The sequence below is a fragment of the Dyadobacter jejuensis genome (assembly GCF_003149085.1).
GTDB classification, from domain to species: Bacteria; Bacteroidota; Bacteroidia; order Cytophagales; family Spirosomataceae; genus Dyadobacter; species Dyadobacter jejuensis.
This window is the reverse complement of sequence record NZ_QGDT01000006.1, coordinates 1-16097: the sequence shown is the minus strand read 5'-3', so window position 1 is coordinate 16097 and position 16097 is coordinate 1. Positions and strand designations below refer to the sequence as shown.

The 16097-nt window shown below is 44.9% G+C and carries 15 protein-coding genes; 12 read left to right on the top strand and 3 right to left on the bottom strand.

Going from position 1 to position 16097, the window contains the following annotated elements; translation table 11 throughout:
* Positions 1-5 precede the first annotated feature (5 nt).
* From CLV98_RS12680 to cysM, 5 genes are all read left to right on the top strand, one after another.
* The gene (locus CLV98_RS12680; protein WP_109674713.1) at positions 6-539 is read left to right on the top strand and encodes a GNAT family N-acetyltransferase; all 534 of its coding nucleotides are present in this window, start codon (positions 6-8) and stop codon (positions 537-539) included.
* 113 nt (positions 540-652) lie between these two features.
* Positions 653-2368 carry an AMP-binding protein gene (locus CLV98_RS12675; RefSeq protein WP_109674712.1) on the top strand — a complete coding sequence of 572 codons (1716 nt, stop codon included), beginning with the start codon at positions 653-655 and terminating at the stop codon, positions 2366-2368.
* A 154-nt stretch (positions 2369-2522) separates the two neighbouring features.
* Complete coding sequence (locus CLV98_RS12670) at positions 2523-3254, top strand: alpha/beta fold hydrolase (protein WP_109674924.1); 732 nt, start codon at positions 2523-2525, stop codon at positions 3252-3254.
* An 87-nt stretch (positions 3255-3341) separates the two neighbouring features.
* The gene (locus CLV98_RS12665) at positions 3342-4556 is read left to right on the top strand and encodes a lipase family protein (RefSeq protein ID WP_109674711.1); all 1215 of its coding nucleotides are present in this window, start codon (positions 3342-3344) and stop codon (positions 4554-4556) included.
* 50 nt (positions 4557-4606) lie between these two features.
* Positions 4607-5479, top strand: coding sequence for a cysteine synthase CysM (cysM, locus tag CLV98_RS12660; RefSeq protein WP_109674710.1), 873 nt, complete (start codon positions 4607-4609; stop codon positions 5477-5479).
* Positions 5480-5536: 57 nt separating this feature from the next.
* Here cysM and CLV98_RS12655 read toward each other — a convergent pair whose 3' ends face one another.
* Positions 5537-5956: a cytochrome B gene (locus tag CLV98_RS12655; protein WP_109674709.1), complete on the bottom strand. Its 420-nt coding sequence runs from the start codon at positions 5954-5956 to the stop codon at positions 5537-5539.
* Between the two features lie 156 nt (positions 5957-6112).
* Between CLV98_RS12655 and CLV98_RS12650 the strand changes: the two genes are divergently transcribed.
* The 3 genes from CLV98_RS12650 (at position 6113) to CLV98_RS12640 (ending at position 7579) form a co-directional block, all read left to right on the top strand.
* Positions 6113-6415 carry a DUF4286 family protein gene (locus CLV98_RS12650; protein ID WP_109674708.1) on the top strand — a complete coding sequence of 101 codons (303 nt, stop codon included), beginning with the start codon at positions 6113-6115 and terminating at the stop codon, positions 6413-6415.
* 224 nt (positions 6416-6639) lie between these two features.
* On the top strand, positions 6640-7017 hold the full coding sequence (locus CLV98_RS12645; protein WP_109674707.1) for an HPF/RaiA family ribosome-associated protein: 378 nt from the start codon (positions 6640-6642) through the stop codon (positions 7015-7017).
* A 151-nt stretch (positions 7018-7168) separates the two neighbouring features.
* Positions 7169-7579: a MaoC family dehydratase gene (locus CLV98_RS12640; RefSeq protein WP_109674706.1), complete on the top strand. Its 411-nt coding sequence runs from the start codon at positions 7169-7171 to the stop codon at positions 7577-7579.
* 58 nt (positions 7580-7637) lie between these two features.
* Here CLV98_RS12640 and CLV98_RS12635 read toward each other — a convergent pair whose 3' ends face one another.
* Positions 7638-7817 (bottom strand): BF3379 family histone-like protein, encoded by a 180-nt coding sequence (locus CLV98_RS12635; protein ID WP_109674705.1) that lies wholly within the window; start codon positions 7815-7817, stop codon positions 7638-7640.
* Positions 7818-8081: 264 nt separating this feature from the next.
* Positions 8082-9344, bottom strand: coding sequence for an aminotransferase class I/II-fold pyridoxal phosphate-dependent enzyme (locus CLV98_RS12630; RefSeq protein WP_109674704.1), 1263 nt, complete (start codon positions 9342-9344; stop codon positions 8082-8084).
* Positions 9345-9528: 184 nt separating this feature from the next.
* Here CLV98_RS12630 and CLV98_RS12625 point away from each other — a divergent pair, with 184 nt between their 5' ends.
* The 4 genes from CLV98_RS12625 to CLV98_RS12610 all read left to right on the top strand — a co-directional run.
* A complete protein-coding gene (locus CLV98_RS12625; protein WP_109674703.1) occupies positions 9529-11031 on the top strand; it encodes an acetyl-CoA carboxylase biotin carboxylase subunit in 1503 nt (500 codons plus the stop codon).
* Between the two features lie 214 nt (positions 11032-11245).
* The gene (gene queA / locus CLV98_RS12620) at positions 11246-12295 is read left to right on the top strand and encodes a tRNA preQ1(34) S-adenosylmethionine ribosyltransferase-isomerase QueA (protein ID WP_109674702.1); all 1050 of its coding nucleotides are present in this window, start codon (positions 11246-11248) and stop codon (positions 12293-12295) included.
* Positions 12296-12379: 84 nt separating this feature from the next.
* On the top strand, positions 12380-13048 hold the full coding sequence (locus CLV98_RS12615) for a 2-C-methyl-D-erythritol 4-phosphate cytidylyltransferase (protein ID WP_109674923.1): 669 nt from the start codon (positions 12380-12382) through the stop codon (positions 13046-13048).
* Positions 13049-13887: 839 nt separating this feature from the next.
* Positions 13888-16097, top strand: a 2210-nt coding sequence (locus tag CLV98_RS12610) for a DUF8696 domain-containing protein (protein ID WP_146202275.1), incomplete at its 3' end; no start/stop codon positions are given.

Here is a 16097-nt window from a genome sequence, read left to right as displayed (position 1 = left end):
AACGTATGATTGAAACACCAAGATTAAGACTCGTCCCCTGCGACGATACCCTGTTTGATGCTATCAAAATGGGCAATAATGTACTGGGTAGAGTGATGGGCCTCAATGTCCCTAAGAAATGGACCGAATTTAGAGACACCTTCGCCCCTTCCTATGAACGCTGGAAACAACACCCTCCCTTGAGAGAATGGTGGGTGTATTTGACCATCCATAAGGAGCGAAATCAACTCATTGGCAGCTGTGGCTATAAGGGGGAGCCCGATTCGAGTGGAATCGTAGAAATAGGCTATGAAATTATGCCCGATATGCGGGCCCAAGGTCTGGCTACCGAAACCGCAAAGGGGCTGGTCGAACATGCATTTGCCAGCAATGGAGTGCATAAGGTGATAGCCCATACCATGTCGGAAGAGAATGCTTCTACACAGCTATTGCAAAACCTGGGGTTCGTATATACATCCGATGTCCAGGACTCCGATGAAGGGGCGTTATGGCTTTGGGAGTTGGCACGTAAAACTTGGAAAGAGGGTCAAAATAAATGAATATGGCCCATTTTAGCTCAACGGCTTCTAAATATTTAAATGAGAATATTCAATAAAATCATTTAAATTGTTAAATTAAAGCTTGAATTTGTGATCACGCAAACGTTGAACCAATGATTGAAGATAAAACCATGGGACATCCTTGGTATAAATTTTATGCCCCCAGTGTCCCACACGAAATAAACCCTGACGCTTATCCTTCGCTTATCGAGCTGATGGAGCGTAGTTTTGTGCATAATAAGGACCTAAAGGCCTATACGAATATGGACAAAAGTCTCACTTTTGGAGAATTAGATAGGCTAAGTCAGTATTTTGCCGCTTACCTTCAATCCATAGGTTTGGTAGCCGGCGACCGTATTGCCATTCAGATGCCCAACTTATTGCAGTTTCCTGTAGCCATGTTTGGAGCAATAAGGGCGGGGCTGGTGATCGTCAATACCAACCCTCTGTATACGAGTCGGGAAATGCTACATCAGTTCAAAGACTCGGGGGCCAAGGCCATTGTGATCCTAGCGAACTTCGCGGTGAATCTGGAAAAAATAGTGGATCAGACCGATATCAAACATGTGATCGTGACCGAGATTGGCGATATGTTGGGATTCCCTAAACGGATATTGGTCAATGCAGTCGTGAAATATGTGAAGAAGATGGTGCCTAGCTATACCCTCGACAAGAAAGTTTCCTTTCTTTCGACATTGGCTAAGGGGGAGCATTTGCCTTATCAACGGCCGCAGCGTAAAGGCAACGACCTGGCTTTTATTCAATATACAGGCGGTACTACTGGCGTTTCCAAGGGAGCCTGCCTGACGCATCGCAACCTGCTGGCCAATGTGGAAGCGGTGAATGAATGGCTGATGTCTAGTTTTAGAACGAATCAATTTTCGGGCCAGATCACATTGGTAGCACCGTTACCCTTGTACCATGTGTTTGCCATGACCGTCAATGCCTTATGTGCTTTGAAATGGGGAGGGCATAATGTGCTGATCACCAACCCTAGAGATCTTCCTGCCTTTATAAAAGAATGGAAGAAGTATGATATTCATATTTTCCCAGGGCTTAATACGCTCTTCAATAGCATGCTCAATAATGCTGCGTTTAGGGCGTTGGACTTCAGTTCATTAAAAATCACCATAGCCGGTGGTATGGCCCTTCAGCAGGTGGTGGCCGAAAACTGGTATAAAGTGACAGGCTGTCATTTGGTAGAAGGTTATGGCCTATCTGAAACCTCACCGGTATTGTCGGTGAACCCGCTGAATGGAAAACAACGGGTAGGTACCATAGGGGTGCCTATTCCTAGTACGGAGCTAAGGGTGCTGAAGGATGACGAAACCTGGGCGGCCATTGGAGAAAGGGGAGAGATATGTGCCCAGGGCCCACAGGTAATGGAAGGCTATTTTAACCGACCAGAAGAAACAAAAAAAGTGTTCTTTGAAGATGAGTCTGGGAAATGGTTCAGAACCGGAGATATAGGCGTGAAGGATGAAGACGGTTTCTTTAAAATTGTGGATCGTAAAAAGGACATGATTTTAGTGTCGGGCTTTAACGTTTATCCGAACGAGATCGAAGACGTAATGGCCAAATGTCCCGGTGTGCTTGAGGTAGCCTGCGTAGGCGTGCCCGACGAGCACTCAGGAGAGGCAGTGCGGTTATTTATTGTCAAAAGTGATCCATCGCTGACCGAAGAAGGAGTGGTGGCCTACTGCAAGGAGAATTTTACGGGTTATAAAAGGCCTAAGAGTATCATTTTTAAAACGGAATTACCGAAGAGTAACGTCGGAAAGATTCTGCGTAGAACCCTTCGGGAAGAATCCCTGCAACATCCGGCCTAGGCCGGTGGACGTCGGGGCGAATACTACCTGGGTTTGATAGGTCATTCCCCCAAATGAATACAATTTTGAATCAAAAGGGCCCCTTTTAATCTTTGATAAGGGGCCTTTTATGTATATTTATTGGAAATATAACTCAACTGCAAATTACTTTCATATGATTTTTCAACGTAAAACCTTGGTTCTTTTGCATGGTCATGGCATGGACGATACTATTTGGGACCAGCTCGATGCCATTCTGAACGATAGTTTTACCATCGTTAGGCCTAATATTTCCTTGTTTACAGCGTGCCAGACCGTCGAAGCATATGCCGATGAGCTATATCGTTTTCTTACCAGTGCCAACATTCAGAAGTGTACGTTGATTGGTCACTCGATGGGCGGTTATATCGCTTTGGAGTTTGCTAAGAAATATCCTGACATGCTCGTAGGCTTTGGTTTGTTTCACTCCACCGCCTTGGCCGACGACGAATCCAAAAAACACCAACGCAACCAAACCATCACCCTAATTAGGAACTATGGGACTCCTTCATTTTTGAAAAATACGGCACCCAATTTATTTGGCCAAAGATATAAAGCATCCCATCCGCAAAAGCTTCAAGAGCATATAGATTTCTTTGCCAAACTGCCCGAAGCGGCACTTATTGCAGGTATTAACGCCATGCGCGACAGGGCCGACAATACCGAAGTACTAAAAGAAATGAAGGTTCCCGTATTGCTTATTTTGGGGATGGAGGATGCTTTCGTTTCTTTTGAGAGTGGTATGGAGCTATCGACACTTCCCGAAAGGTGCTATCCCTTTATATTGGCCGAGGCAGGACATATGGGAATGATAGAGCGTCCCGACGCCACAGCCCGGATGATACGTTGGTTTATGGGTAAGTTATAAGGAGAATAAGAGTCCATTGAATTATTTCGGGTAAAGTCCGGTTTCAATTACAGTCTATTAGTAGCACTGTTAAAAATAGAATCTCTTATGATTAAAGCACAGGTATTGAGAACCCCCTTTTTTCTAAAACCGTTTCAGTGGCTGGCACTTTCGCTTATTGTGTTTTTTGCTTCCTGCAGTAAGAAAGACGATACGGTCGATCCTGTTGACGATCCCAGCGTACTGGTCAGCAGTACGCAGCTTGCTACGCTCACCAAGGCGGAACTTACCGCAGAAGCCGTAAAGATCTCCCCTCTTTTAGCGGCGTATGTCAAAAACGGAGTCATTGTCTATAAGCTTACCTACCAGACAAAGAATACCGATGGGCAAACCATAACCGCCACTGGGGCGGTGATAGTGCCCGATACCAATGAAGAAGTTCCCTTGCTTAGCGTGCAGCATGGTACCATAGAGTCGGACGCTTCGGCACCTTCCAATTTTCAACCCGACTCGGAGGCGGCTACCTTTGGGGCCCTTTTTGGAGCACAGGGGTATATCATTTCCTATCCCGACTATATCGGCTACGGAGCATCCAAAGATTTTCAACACCCTTATGAGCATAGGGCCAGCTTGGCCTCGGCTTCGTTGGATATGTTGAGGGCAGTAAAAGAGTTTATTGCCAAAGAAAATACTACCAAATGGAACAATAAGCTGTTTTTAGCGGGCTATTCGGAGGGAGGGTATGCCACCATGTCGTTGCAAAAAAAAATAGAGGAAGAGGCTTCCAGCGAGTTTAACCTAGTCGCTTCTAGCTGTGGTGCGGGAGCCTATGATAAAACGGCCTTTATGAAGTATATCGTCAACGCTCCTACTCATGGAATCGCTTCCTATAATAAGCTATATCTGTGGGTATTGCTGACCTACGATCGGGTATATGGTCTCAATCGTCCGGCAAGCTATTATTTTAAGGAGCCTTATGCCAGTGGTATTCAGTCCTCAGGGTTAGACTACCCCATCGATGTGAGTTTTAATAGCATCTTGACCGATTCGTTCCGCAAGGCGGTGGCTGATGGAACCGATACAGCCCTAGCAGAGGCCATTGCCGATAATGATGTTTACAACTGGAAACCCACTACTCCTACACGTTTGTATCATGGAACCGACGACCAGCTGGTGTTCTTTTTCAATTCCCAAAATGCCTATGATGCCATGACCAAGCTAGGAGCTCCCGACCTGCAACTCATCCCGGTCTCAAAAGGCACGCACAGTACTTCTATTGACGATTTCTTACTAGGTACCTTGTTGTTTTTTACGGGTAAATAAGGGGGAGATCCCGGCCTAGATTTTTTTATTTTATTATTGTTATTTCAATTATGTCATCTCTTCTTCATTTAGTAGGCAATACGCCTTTGGTCGATTTAGATCATATTAACCCCAATCCCAACGTTAAGATTTATGGCAAATTGGAAGGGAATAACCCGGGAGGAAGCGTAAAAGACCGGGCGGCTTATGCCATGATCAAAGGGGCCATGGAACGGGGCGAGCTTCAGCCAGGGGTTAAGTTGGTGGAGGCTACCAGTGGTAATACCGGAATAGCCCTGGCTATGATCGCCAGCTTGTTTAGGATAGAGATAGAGCTGGTGATGCCCGAGAACTCCACCAGAGAGCGAGTGCTGACTATGGAGGCCTTTGGCGCTAAGGTGATCCTGAAGGAATCCATAGAGGCTTCTCGCGACTATGCCGATCAGAAGGCCTCAGAACCTGGGTATTTTATGTTAAATCAGTTTGCGAATGAGGATAATTGGAAAGCGCATTACCGTACTACAGGTCCGGAGATCTGGAAGGATACTTCGGGGAAAATCACCCATTTCGTTTCATCCATGGGGACCACCGGGACCATAATGGGGGTGTCGCGGTATTTGAAAGAGCAGGATTCTTCGGTGCAGATTGTAGGCTGCCAACCCACCGATGGTTCCAGTATTCCGGGTATCAGAAAATGGCCTGAGGCCTATCTGCCCAAAATTTTTGATGCAAAAAGGGTGGATAAGGTGATAGAGGTGAGCCAACAGGATGCTGCTAGTATGACCAGACGATTGGCTAGGGAAGAGGCCGTATTTGCAGGGATGAGTAGTGGAGGAGCCGCATGGGCTGCCGTAAAACTGGCCTCCGAAATAGAATCAGGGGTGATCGTTACCATCATCTGCGACCGGGGCGACCGTTACCTATCCAGCGACCTGTTTGGTTGAAAAATTGTGGGAGCTACCCTCCGTCACCTGTGCGGGAAGGGTAGCTCCACGTATGTTTTAGAACCAGCCCGCTCCAAGGTTTCTAAAAGGCCAAGGGATGGCTACCAAGATCATAATCAGGCCAAGGGAATAGAAATACAGAACCGTCCTATGCTTGTCCGCTCCAGTAAGTTTTTTGGCTCTTACCCTGCCCATGGTGATCAATACCAGGGCGATCAACATCATGATCGTATGCTCGACAGTGAAAAACCGATAAAGGGCATTTCCCATCATGCTAAAATCGACCTTAGGGCTCATACTGAAAAGGATCAGTCCTATTAACAACTGAGTATGGGCCGCGATCATCGCAAAAAGGTACAGCTTGCTATCGCCTTGGTCGTTACTTTGCCACTTAGAGTAAGCTACAAATACTGAGGCGATCAGCAACCCTAATACCACATAACGTAGGCCCGAGTGGGCATGAATGAGCATGTTCATCTGATTCGATAGGATTTTAGTGAATATTGTAAGGGCACAAAGGTAATCGCCCGGTATAGTACTCCCAAATTATCGGCTATCTATCTTCCCCCTGCTTCATTAGGTCACCTTCAGAATTAATCGGATATTTGTAGCTTTTAACAATTATTGCTCCCTATGATTATCTATAACATTACAGTCAATGTAAATTTGCCGGCCGAAAAACAATGGCTGGACTATATGAAAACGACCTATCTTCCCGCCATACATGCTACAGGGTTGCCGGCAGAGTGCAAGCTACTTCGTTTGTTAACTGAAATTGAAAATGAAGGAGTCACTTATACTACTCAGTTCCGTTTCCATAGTATGGAGGATTTTTTGGCCTATCAAACTGAATTTCAGCCTGCTCTGGCCGATGCGCATCACCAGAAGTTTAATGGTCATTATGTCTCTTTTAAAACCCTTTTGGAAGAAGCTTGAGGGAGCCGGTATGCGCCCAATTAGGCACAACGATATTTGATAAAATAAGCCTTGGTTTACTTGACATTTAGCATTTAATTTCATTTATTCACTCTACCATTATTCTAGGCAGAAGCGAAAGAGGAAATGGGAGGGGATTTGCCAATAGGTACCTAATGATGATGCAATTCAATTGGGTATTCCCGTAATGAATAAGTGTTGTTTTACCTTAAACCAATGTGCTTATGAGACTGCAGATGCAAGCAATTCACTTCGATGCTGATCCAAAATTGTTTCAGTTTATCCAACAAAAAATGGATAAGTTAGATACCTTTTACGATCGGATCACGAGTGGTGAGGTATTCTTGAAACTGGATAAGAGCGAAAATGCGAAATTGCATACCAAATTGCTAGAAGTGAAACTGTATGTTCCGGGAGGAACGGTGTTTGTGCGAGAACAAGGTACTACCTTCGAAGAAGCCACCGATCTGGCCTTAGATACGTTAAAAATGAGGGTGGTGAAATTTAAAGATAAAAAGAATAAAGCCAGAGCACCTAAGTTAGCCTCCACGCTGGTCACTATGGACGATGAGTCCTTGATAGAAGAGGATATAGAAGACTGAAAGTTCGTATAAATCATTTTTTCTGAGCCGCTAGGGATAGCGGCTCTTTTTTTGCCCGCAGAGGGGTGACCTACCCAAAATACCTTGTTTGAAAGCGCAAATGTTGTAACTTCACTATTTTACTTCTCATCACCAATAACAGGAATATAAAATGATAAAAGCAGAGATTGGGGCATCCTTCGAGCATTCTTTCCGTTTTACCCAGGAACAAGTAGTTCGTTTCGCCGAACTGACTGGCGACGATAATCCGCTGCATTTAGATGCGGAATATGCGGCTACGACCCTATTCAAACGCCCCATCATTCATGGAATGCTAGGTGCTACCGTATTTACCAAAATTCTGGGCACCCAGTATCCTGGTCACGGATCTATTTACCTCAATCAAACTTTGGATTTCCTTCGTCCCATGTTTGTAGATACCGACTATGTCGCCGTCTTTACCATTAAGACGCTCAACCCCGATAAACATGTCGCTGAGATAACCACCGAAATCAAAGATGCCGAAACTAAGAAGGTAGTAACGCGTGGCGTGGCCACGATGATTAATAAGGAGAAGTTTTAAAAAAAAATAAAGCCCGGCTCGTAGGAGTCGGGCTCAGTGTTGTCGTGTGCTTTAAATATTATTCTGCAGCGTTTTTCTTATTTTGAACTTCGGTACGGATGTCTTGTGCCAGGGTCTTAAGATCCTGCATGCCTTTACGAACACGCGTTCCAGCGGCTTGGTTCTCTTTGCTGTAGAATTTATCGAAATCACCTTCCAGAGATAAAATCAAATTTTTAACTTCCTCAAATCGTGTCATGATGGTTTGGTTTTATAGTTAAATTATGCCTTAATTGGCCTATACGGCCTGTTTTGACCGAAATTTAGTAATTAAAAACTTTAACGCAACTCAAATAATAAAAAAAAACAAGTGTATAATGCAATTGACTATCAGTAGTTTATATAATGGATTGATAATCAGTTATTTAAGTATATATTAAAAAGTTGCTTTAAATTCCAATAAAAAAGGCCCTTTTTCTAAAAAGGGCCTTTTTGGGGCAAATTTACTGTTTTATGCTTTTTGTTATTCACTCACCTCTTCCAGCTGATAAACTCGATTTTTGAGCTTGTCGGCTAAGGTTGTAAAGGCATTGAGGGTATACTCTACCTCTTCGAGGGTATGCGCAGAAGTAGGAATAATACGAAGCATGATCTGTCCTTTTGGTACCACTGGATATACTACAATAGAGCAGAATACGCCCATGTTCTCTCTCAAGTCGCGAACCATGCGAGTTACCTCTGGTACTCCCCCCTCGCTATGTAGGAATACGGGGGTCACCGGCGATTCGGTTTCTCCTATGTTGAAGCCCCGGGCACGGAGTCCGTTCTGCATAGCGCGTACGTTCTCCCAGAGTTTGCTGCGCAACTCGGGCATCGTCTTGATCATTTCTAACCGCTTTAGGCCACCTTCTACATAAGGCATTGGTAAGGCTTTCGCGTAGGTTTGCGAACGCATATTGTACTTCAAATACATGATAATCTCGGGGTCGTCGGAGGCAATAAATGCTCCGATAGCGGCCATAGACTTGGCGAAGGTCGAGAAGTAAAGATCTACATCTTTCTGAACGCCTAACATTTCGCCCACTCCAGCACCCGTTTCACCCATGGTTCCAAAGCCGTGTGCGTCGTCGACCAAAAGGCGGAATTCGTATTTCTCTTTAAGGGCTACGATGGCTTTTAAGTCACCTACCTTACCCGACATTCCAAATACACCCTCGGTGATCACCAACACGCCGCCTCCCTTTTCGTTGGCCATTTTGGTGGCTCTTTTAAGGTTTTTTTCGAGACTCTCCATGTCATTATGGTTGAACTTATAGTAAGTTCCCATTTTGGCTTTGTGCAGACGGATACCGTCGATTAGGCAAGCATGCGATTCGGCGTCGTATACGATTACATCGCGGTGGTCGCATAGGCACTCAATCGCCGACATCACTCCCTGGTAGCCGTAGTTCAGCAAGAAAGCGTCTTTCTTCCCTACGAAAGTGGCGAGTTCTTTTTCGAAATGCTCATGTAAAGTAGAGTTTCCCGACATCATCCGGGCTCCCATCGGGTAGGCTAGTCCCCATTTTGCTGCAGCATCGGCGTCCGCTTTTCTTACTTCAGGATGATTGGCTAGGCCTAAGTAATTATTAAGGCTCCAGTTAAGCACCTCGCGGCCCATAAATTTCATTTTGGGGCCCAAGTCGCCTTCCAGCATAGGGAAAGAAAAGTAATGGTGACTATTCAGCATTTTAGCTGGGGTGCCTATGGGGCCTGAGTTATTGTGTAGTTTCTCAAAAATATCCACTTTCGTCTTATTTATGTGGGTAATTAAATATTACATATGTTAGATAAATGCAAATTTAAAAAAAAATGGTAAAGAATAATACCATCCTATACTACAGGAACTTGTAAGTTAAGGAAATAATAATGTGTTACATTTACAATACATGCATTTATTTAGTGCATTCGACCTTTTAGCAAGAAAGCGCATGAAAGAAATAAAAAAAATTCTTGTGGCCAATCGGGGTGAAATTGCCATGAGAATCTTACGAACGGCCAAAGAAATGGACATCGCCACGGTAGCGGTGTTTAGTGAGGCCGACCGTACGTCCCCCCATGTACGCTTCGCCGACCAGGCCGTGTGCCTAGGGCCGCCGGAGGCAAGTCAATCCTATTTGGACCAAAACAAATTGATAGAAATAAGCAAAGAGCTGGGGGTCGATGCCATTCACCCTGGCTATGGCTTTCTTTCCGAAAACGCAGGGTTTGCCCGACGGGTGAGGTCGGAGGGGTTGATATTTATTGGTCCCTCCTCGGAGGCCATCGAAACGATGGGTAGTAAGCTCGCCGCCAAGACGGCCGCCGCAGCTTATGATATACCCATGGTGCCGGGAACTGCAGAGGCTATTACCGACCGTACGGTGGCCAAGCAAGTAGCCGCCACTATTGGGTATCCAATTCTGATAAAGGCTAGTGCTGGGGGCGGGGGTAAGGGTATGCGCATTGTCGACTCCGAGGCCGATTTTGATCACCAGATGGACCGGGCCGTCAGTGAGGCTGAAGCGGCTTTTGGCGATGGCTCCGTTTTTATTGAGAAGTACATAACCTCTCCCAAGCATATTGAAATACAGGTGTTAGGCGACCAACATGGGAAGATCGTACACCTTTTCGATAGGGAGTGCTCCATACAAAGGAGGCACCAAAAGGTCATGGAAGAGGCGCCGTCGGTGTCTATCGATGACGCCACTAGGGCCGCCATGGGCCGTTGTGCAATCGACGTGGCAAGGTCCTGTGGATATTATGGGGCCGGTACTGTGGAGTTTATCCTGGACGAGGACAAACGGTTCTATTTCTTAGAAATGAACACCAGACTGCAAGTGGAGCATCCTGTTACCGAGCTTATTACCGGGATTGACCTGGTGAAACAGATGATCTATATCGCCGAAGGGAGGCGCCTTCCTTTCGAGCAATCGGAAATAGGGATACGAGGCCACGCCATAGAGTGTCGGGTATATGCTGAGGACGCCCGAAACAATTTTCTCCCCGATGTTGGTCAATTACGGGCCTATTCACCTCCTTTAGGGAATGGAGTGCGCGTCGACGATGGCGTCGAATCAGGTATGACAATCCCCATTTATTATGACCCTCTGCTGGCCAAACTCATCACTTATGGGCAGGATCGACCGGAAGCCATTGCCAAAATGACTAGGGCGATAGAGGAATTTGTAATCCTCGGCGTTCAAACTACCCTAGATTTTTGTCGGTTTGTTTGTCAACACCCTGTCTTTTTAGATGCTAGCTTCGATACTAATTTTGTCCAGCAGCACTTTACACCCGACCTGTTGTCGGGGCAATCGACTCAGGATCAGCGGGTCGTTGCGGTGCTTATGACCCAACAACTCAAAAAATCGGTGGATGCCGAACACTTGCCTGCAAATGGGGGGAATGAAAATAAAGTTTCAAAATGGAAACAGCAGCGCCGGAATCCCTAGCGACATAAAAAGTGCTAGTATATTTGGGAATAAATAGGTACTTTTGCGGTCTTAATTTTAGTGCTGAAGGGAAGTGACAAATTTTTCATAAAGCGCACTAAGACAGTAAAGAGCCACGGTTTTGCGCTTATTAAGAATAGAGGCCGTTGCAGATTTTTAGTGAATGCAAGAGGCTCCAGGCCGACATATAACAATACACTCTGAAAAACCAGCTATGAAGCTATCCGAATTTAAATTTGATCTCCCACAAAGTTTAATTGCCTTGCACCCTGCCGACCGTGGTGAGTCACGCTTGATGGTGGTACACCGCAAAACAGGAGAGATAGAGCATAAAACTTTCGCAGATTTAATCAATTATTTTGATGACGGCGACGTCATGGCCATTAACGATACTAAAGTCTTTCCGGCAAGGTTGTTTGGCCAAAAAGAGAAGACGGGTGCCAAAATCGAGGTGTTTCTGTTGAGAGAGCTCAACAGAGAAATGCGCCTTTGGGATGTACTGGTGGATCCGGCACGTAAAATCAGGGTAGGCAATAAGCTGTACTTTGGGGATAGCGATTTGGTAGCCGAGGTAATCGACAACACCACTTCCAGAGGTCGTACGATACGATTTTTGTACGATGGCGACAACGACGCCTTTATGAAGCTGGTCGACGAACTGGGTGAGACGCCCCTGCCACCTGAGATTATCTCCAGAAGGAAGGTAGAAACTGCCGACCGGGAACGATTCCAGACCATTTTTGCCGAGCATACGGGTGCCGTTGCGGCTCCAACAGCTGGTATGCACTTCACCAAAGCTATGATGAAGCGTTTGGAAATAAAAGGAGTAGGATTTGCTCCCGTTACTTTGCATGTTGGATTAGGAACCTTCCGTAATGTAGATGTTGAGGACTTGACCAAGCATAAAACAGACTCAGAAAATTATAGGATATCCCCAGAGAGTGCCGCGATCGTCAATAAGGCCATCGACCAAGGAAAGCGGGTGTGTGCCGTAGGTACCACCTCCTTGAAAGCCATTGAGTCGTCGGTGTCGGCTAGTGGGCATTTGAAAGAGGTAGAAGGATGGACCGATCGTTTCGTGTTTCCTCCCTACGATTTCAAAATTGCCAATGCTATGATCTCCAATTTCCAGCTGCCAGAATCTATCCTATTGATGTCGGCCTGTGCCTTCGGAGGGTACGATTTGGTGATGAAAGCCTATGAATTAGCGATCAAAGAGAAATATAAATTCTTTACCTATGGGGACGCTATGTTAATCATATAAGTATTCCTTTGTTTGCATAAGGGTCATTTAAGTAGGTATAGGCCAGGTGCCGACTCTTAAATGACCCTTCCTTATGGTCCGATTATGAAAGAGTTTGCAATAATAGTAGCCGGAGGTAGCGGTAGCCGTATGAAGAGCGACCTACCTAAGCAATTTATAGAGGTCAACGGTTTGCCTATTCTCATGCATACCTTACGCGCCTTTAGGGCTTATTCGCCATCTCTGCAGATTATCGTCGTATTGCCTGCCAGCCAAATGCTTTATTGGAAATCCCTTTGCCTGAGCCATGGTTTTATAATCGAACATTCCCTTGTTGAAGGTGGAGATACCCGCTTTCATTCGGTCCAAAACGGATTGAATTCCATTACAGATACTGCTGGGCTAGTAACGGTTCATGATGGAGTAAGACCCGTTATCGATCCGCAAATTATTGCTCTGGGTTTCCGTGAAGCCCTGTCTCAGGGCAGCGCCGTGACTAGCGTCCCGCTCAAAGATTCTATTCGGCACGTGGATCCAGATGGCAATCAAGCCTTGGATCGAACGGCTTTTCGCCTCGTTCAAACCCCGCAAACATTTCATCTCGAAAGGATGCGGCATGCCTTCACCATGGGGTATCAACCCCAATTTACCGACTGTGCCAGCGTACTCGAACAGGCTGGTTTTACCATTCATCTCATCGAAGGATCCTATCAAAATATCAAAATTACGACTCCTGAAGATCTTGAATGGGCCAAAGTTTATTTGAATCCGTAGTATATGTTTATTTAGAACATTATACATTGTTCTCTTTTTGTACAGTTATTGGACTGGGGTGACTAGATTTTTCTCTTTTAACTAGAGGTTTATATCTTCATGCAATAGAGATAGTTTTTTTTTGTATCGTATAATATTTAAAGTTCTATTGGTGTAAGTTTTGTTGACATTAGTTGAAGTTTTGTTTGCTAGAAATAGTTCTTATAAAAACTGTTTGTCCTTGGTTTGTTATTAAGGAGATATCAATTTTTTTCTGATAAGATTCTATTTATAGCTACGATTCCTATTCTCTTCAATTTTACCCTTCCCTTACTATAAATCAGCCCCAGTATACCATAATAGGTTAAGTTTACATATTGAATTTATTTAAGTAAGAGTCCTGGTCGTAATTATTTTCTTAGGTCGTTTAGTGCCTGTCATTCTCCTATTCATTCTCCAATTTATCACCCTTTCTCCTTCTTTGGCTTAAAAAGTCTAGTTAACACTCTCGATCGGCAAATTGTACTTTGCTTGGTTTGGACTTTTACTAAAAGATCTTAGCCCCTAAAATTTTATGAGATTATTGTATTCTTTTTGATTTAGTTGTTTTGGCAGAATTCCTTGAATTGGGCATATTAAGTTGTATTTAGGTCTTGATAAAAATGTAATCAATTATCTAATAAGTAGTATATTTAAGTATAGATATATGTGACTAGTGTTATCATATAATGTGGTAAAAATCTAGCAATAGAAATATATTCTATCGAGTAAAATTTATTCTATTATTTCATCAATCATTAAATTAAGAGCGGATGCAACACACTACCACAAACTGGCGAAAAGCCAAAAAATGGCCTTTCATGGTCTTACTCTTTTTTCTGTGTCTGGGCCTCAGGCCTGTAGCCCAGGCACAGGTTCGGATAGATATGGCCCGAATTTTAGGGTCTAAAAGTGCCAACGGTCATTATGAGTTTTATTATTCCAAGGTGATCCAAGGAAAAACTTATTTAGTTGGAGGAATTACTTATGACGTATCCATTCCTGTGACCAATGGAGTTTCCTATAAAGGGTCTTATGACATCGTTATTGGGGTCATAGATGAAAATGGGGACACTCAATTTCTTACCTTATTTGGGGGGGAAGGAGATGATAGGCCCAGTGGATTAGATGTTGCTAACGGAAAAGTATTTGTAAGCTTTAACTCAAATTCTAAGGATTTGCCTGTAACGAATGGGTCCAGCAATGAGCTTAGGAATTATAAATCCGGCTTTGTAATTATGGATGAGCATACCGGAGCTGTCGAATTTGCGACTTATATAGGCGGGGAAAATGGGGATACTGGTTTTTATGAATATACTAGTTCTATTCGAACAATCGGCAATGAAGTTCTTGTGACCGGTCAAACAGAAGCCTCAGATTTTTATACTACGGACGGTACTAGCCATAAAGGATCTAGTGATGTTTTTGTACGTCGCTATTCGAGCACAGGGGCCTTGCTCTATTCTACTTTGATAGGCGGAGCCAATAATGAAGACGGACCCAACTATGAATATGCTAATGGGGTCATTTATTTTACTGCTTCGACAAAGTCGTCTGATTACCCTGTAACCGATGGGAGTGTTTATAATCCCAGCGTAGCGAATGCGGCTACTTCTGTAGTGACGGCCCTAAATGCGAATACAGGGGCAATTTTATGGAGTAAATATATTTCTAGGATTGGTATATCTGGACGTGTATATGCCGATGCCTCTGGTGTATTCTTGGTAGGTAAAACCTCTGTAGCAACCGCTGTGCCCATCACCACGGGGTCCAGTCATGGGGGAGGCAACGATGTGGTGGTGATGAAATTCAGCCCCTCTGGGTTTATGCAGTTTGCCAGATATATCGGGGGGAGCGGCAATGAAGAGATGTATGGAGCCGAGCTTTATAATGGGGAATTGTATGTGACGGGTAAGTCAAGGTCGCCTAATTACCCGGTGGTGAATGGACTCCCCTACGTTGGGGGGGACGATGTTTTTCTAACCAAAATTGACGCCGGGGGGCAAATTGCCTATTCCACCCTCATTGGAGGGACCGGGCATGAAGGCTATCCATCCATGGGAATGGCCAATGGAGAGGTCTATTTGGGTTTCAAATGTACCGTTAATACACCCTCTACCGATGGGAGTAGCTATAACAATAGTTATCCCGAAAGCTATGCCATTACCAAGTTTGATGCCAATGGACAATTATGCTTCTCCTCTATTCAGGAGGATGGTTATTCCGATTCATTTACCGCTCAGAACTTTTATAGAAAGTTGTATGTAGAGGGTAATTTTATTTATTTTCAAAGTTATTTCTCTGGTAATAATGTAACGTCGGCGCCTTTTTCTGGAATTATTTATAACCCTGGGACAATTAAATATAAAATATGTCCTACTTTGCCGGCTCCCGTTGCTGATCCCTTGTCTCCAGCCTCTCAAACCGTATGCGCCAATGGATTGGTACAGCAGTTAATAGGAGGTGAAATGGTGATACCGGGCAGTAACTTCCCTCAGATGTTCAATTATATGGGTATCCCTTTTAATCAAGCTCCGCTCAATTTGGACTATCAGTGGCAAGTGGCCGATACTCCCAGTGGGCCTTGGACGAATCTGGTAGGGGCCACAGACAAAAATTATTCGCCCTTCCCGACTACCGTTGCAAAGTACTTTAGAAGGCTGACCATGGGTGGGGCCTGTTGTGGCGGGGAACTGTACAGTACCAGCGAGGTGGCCGCTGTGCTGGTAGGGCCCAACGCTGCTCCTACTGTAGATGCTGGTGGGGGAGTTACAGGAATCATGCAGACCTGCTCGGGGGTGTCTCAAAATTTGGGTGGAAGTCCCTCGGCAACGGGAGGTAAAAGTCCCTATACGTACCTTTGGAGCACGGGAGCTACATCGGCCAACCCATCTGTAAGTAGTACCGAAAATACCATTTATACCCTTACAGTTACCGATGCCAATGGATGCCAGCAATCGGACCAGGTGATTTTGAATACCTATAAGGCTGATGCTGGGCCCGATAAAGGCAATTGTGCCGGAGCGGGGGT

Bases quoted from the DNA above. Each gene is read 5' to 3' on its own strand.
- CLV98_RS12640 (WP_109674706.1), top strand. From the start codon at position 7,169: ATGATAAAAGCAGAGATTGGGGCATCCTTCGAGCATTCTTTCCGTTTT.
- CLV98_RS12635 (WP_109674705.1), bottom strand. From the start codon at position 7,817: ATGACACGATTTGAGGAAGTTAAAAATTTGATTTTATCTCTGGAAGGT.
- CLV98_RS12650 (WP_109674708.1), top strand. From the start codon at position 6,113: ATGATTATCTATAACATTACAGTCAATGTAAATTTGCCGGCCGAAAAA.
- cysM (WP_109674710.1), top strand. From the start codon at position 4,607: ATGTCATCTCTTCTTCATTTAGTAGGCAATACGCCTTTGGTCGATTTA.
- CLV98_RS12675 (WP_109674712.1), top strand. From the start codon at position 653: ATGATTGAAGATAAAACCATGGGACATCCTTGGTATAAATTTTATGCC.
- CLV98_RS12680 (WP_109674713.1), top strand. From the start codon at position 6: ATGATTGAAACACCAAGATTAAGACTCGTCCCCTGCGACGATACCCTG.
- CLV98_RS12615 (WP_109674923.1), top strand. From the start codon at position 12,380: ATGAAAGAGTTTGCAATAATAGTAGCCGGAGGTAGCGGTAGCCGTATG.
- CLV98_RS12670 (WP_109674924.1), top strand. From the start codon at position 2,523: ATGATTTTTCAACGTAAAACCTTGGTTCTTTTGCATGGTCATGGCATG.
- CLV98_RS12645 (WP_109674707.1), top strand. From the start codon at position 6,640: ATGAGACTGCAGATGCAAGCAATTCACTTCGATGCTGATCCAAAATTG.
- CLV98_RS12665 (WP_109674711.1), top strand. From the start codon at position 3,342: ATGATTAAAGCACAGGTATTGAGAACCCCCTTTTTTCTAAAACCGTTT.
- CLV98_RS12625 (WP_109674703.1), top strand. From the start codon at position 9,529: ATGAAAGAAATAAAAAAAATTCTTGTGGCCAATCGGGGTGAAATTGCC.
- queA (WP_109674702.1), top strand. From the start codon at position 11,246: ATGAAGCTATCCGAATTTAAATTTGATCTCCCACAAAGTTTAATTGCC.
- CLV98_RS12655 (WP_109674709.1), bottom strand. From the start codon at position 5,956: ATGAACATGCTCATTCATGCCCACTCGGGCCTACGTTATGTGGTATTA.